This window comes from Neptunicoccus sediminis (genome assembly GCF_001719615.1).
GTDB lineage: Bacteria > Pseudomonadota > Alphaproteobacteria > Rhodobacterales > Rhodobacteraceae > Amylibacter > Amylibacter sediminis.
Genome location: NZ_MDVX01000055.1, coordinates 1 through 2,457 on the forward strand (window position 1 = coordinate 1; position 2,457 = coordinate 2,457).

Annotated in this window: 2 protein-coding genes; both read left to right on the forward strand. The window is 69.6% G+C overall.

The features are described 5' to 3' along the window. On the forward strand, nucleotides 1–2,046 hold a 2,046-nt coding region (locus BFV97_RS17980; RefSeq protein WP_069301739.1), incomplete at its 5' end, for a PepSY domain-containing protein. Continuing rightward, nucleotides 2,027–2,457, forward strand: a 431-nt coding sequence (locus tag BFV97_RS17985; RefSeq protein ID WP_172827943.1) for an FAD:protein FMN transferase, incomplete at its 3' end; no start/stop codon positions are given. The genes BFV97_RS17980 and BFV97_RS17985, both read left to right, overlap by 20 nt.

The following is a 2,457-nucleotide window of genomic DNA, read 5'->3' on the forward strand; positions in this document are numbered from 1 at the left end:
CAGGCCGTCTATCCGGGCGTCGAGCAGATCCGGCGGTCGCCCTCCGGTCGGATCACCGCCTATTGGTTCGATCAGGGCGCGCCGGGTGCTGCCGTGATCGACCCGGCGACGGGCGCGGGCGTTGCCTCGGCCGACCCGAACCAGGCCCTTCGCTGGCTCACCAACTTTCATCGCTCGCTCTTCCTCGGGGATGGCGGGCGCATCGCCATGGCCGCCGGGGCCGCGGCGATGCTGGTCCTCTCGCTCTCGGGTGCTATGCTGGTCGTGCGACGGGCGGGCGGATGGCGGCACTGGTTCGCGTCCTTGCGCGGTCCGTTCACGGGCAGGCTGCATGTCGAGATCGCCCGGATCGCCGTCATCGGCCTCGTTCTGTCCTCCACCACCGCCCTCTGGATGACAGCCTCCACCTTCGATCTTTTGCCGGACGGTGGCGTCCTGCCGGCTGATCCCACCGAAGTGAGCGGAGAGATTGGGTTCGCTCTCGATCAGATGGCCACGCTGCTGCAGACGCCCGTCGCCGAGCTGCGCGAACTGAGCTTTCCCTATCCCGGCGATGCGACGGACGTGTTCACACTGAAGACCGACCGGGGCACCGGCTATCTTGACCAGGGAACCGGCGCGCTCGTGGCATGGGCCGACCTGACCGGGTGGGAGCGCGTCTCGGAAACCATTTACATGCTGCACACGGGGCAGGGGGCCGCGACGCTCGGCCTTGTGCTCGGGATGATGGCGCTCGGAGTGCCGGCGATGGGCGTGACCGGCGTCTTGATCTGGCTTGCCGGGCGGCGCGGGCGGCCGCGCATCCGGGGCAACCAGCCCGCGGGCCGTGCCGAGACGATCATTCTTGTCGGCAGCGAGGGTGGCAGCACCTGGGGCTTCGCCGCGACCCTGCATGCCGCGCTGACGGCAGCGGGGCAGGGCGTCCATGTTGGCCCGATGTCGGGCTTCGCGCCAGAGCGCTACGCCCGTGCCGAGCGCATCATCCTGCTCGCCGCGACCTATGGCGATGGTGCCGCTCCGGCCTCGGCGAAGGGCTTTCTCGACCGGCTGAACGCCACAGACCGAGCGCCCGACTTTCCGATTGCCGTTCTCGGCTTCGGCGACCGGAGTTTTCCGGCCTATTGCGCTTTCGCCAAGGACGTCACGGCAGCGGCAAAGGCGAAAGGTTGGCCCGAGCTTCTGCCGCTCGACACGATCGACCGGCAATCGCCGCAGGATTTCGCGCGCTGGGGCCGCGCGCTTGGCGAGATGCTTGGCATACCCCTTGACCTTGCGCACCAACCCGTCTTGCCGCGCACCGAACAATTGACCCTCGTCTCGCGGCGCAACTACGGGGCTGAGATGCAGGCGGGGGCCGCGATCCTGCGCTTTGCCCTGCCGCGCGCAACACTATGGCAGCGGCTGACGGGCGCGGGCTTCGCCCGGTTCCGGGCAGGCGACCTGATCGGCGTCCTGCCGCAGGGCAGCCCCGTGCCGCGGCTTTATTCGCTGGCCTCGGGTCAGGCCGACGGGTTCGTCGAAATCGTGGTGCGCAAGCATCCGGGCGGCCTTGCCTCGGGCCAGCTGACATCGCTGGAACCGGGCGATACCGTCACGGCTTTCCTGCGGCGCAATCCCGGCTTTCACGCCGGTCGCGGTCGCACCCCGCTGATCCTGATCGGGGCGGGCACCGGTGTCGGGCCGCTGGCGGGCTTCATCCGCAGCAATGCGCGGCACAGGCCCGTGCACCTGTTTTTCGGGATGCGGCATGCGGACAGCGATTTCTTCTATGGCGAAGAGATGCCCGGCTGGCAGGCTGAGGGGCGGTTGACCCGGCTTGTCACCGCCGTCTCGCGCGGCGCGCGGCGCAGTTATGTGCAGGACGCCTTGCGCGCCGACGCGGCGCAGGTGGCCCGGCTTATCTGCGACGGGGCGCGTGTGATGGTCTGCGGCGGGCGCGACATGGCCACGGGCGTGAGCGATGCGTTGGCCGAGATCCTCGCACCTGCCGGGCTTACGCCCGCAGTCCTAAAGGCAGAGGGGCGGTATGTCGAAGATGTCTACTGAGCGCGCGCGCATCGCCCTGAACGGCCCCACCATGGGCACGCGCTGGTCGGCGCTGTTCTTCGCGGATCGGGGCCGCGACACGGATGCAATCCGTGCCGCCCTTCAGGCGGCTGTCGACGAGGTGGACAAGCAGATGTCGACGTGGAACGCGGAGAGCGCGCTCATGCGGATCAATGCGGCGCCGGTGGACGATTGGGTGGTGGTGCCGGAGCAACTGCGGGCGGTCCTGCGCCTCGGGCTCGAGATCGGGCGCGCCTCGGGCGGGGCCTTCGATATCGGCATGGGCGATGCGGTGACGGCCTGGGGTTTCGGGCCCGGGGCCGCCGCGCCCGAGGGTATCCGCGCCGTGATGGACGCCCCCCGCCGCCCGGCGCAGGAGGTGCTGGAGATCGAGGGGATGCAGTTGCGCAA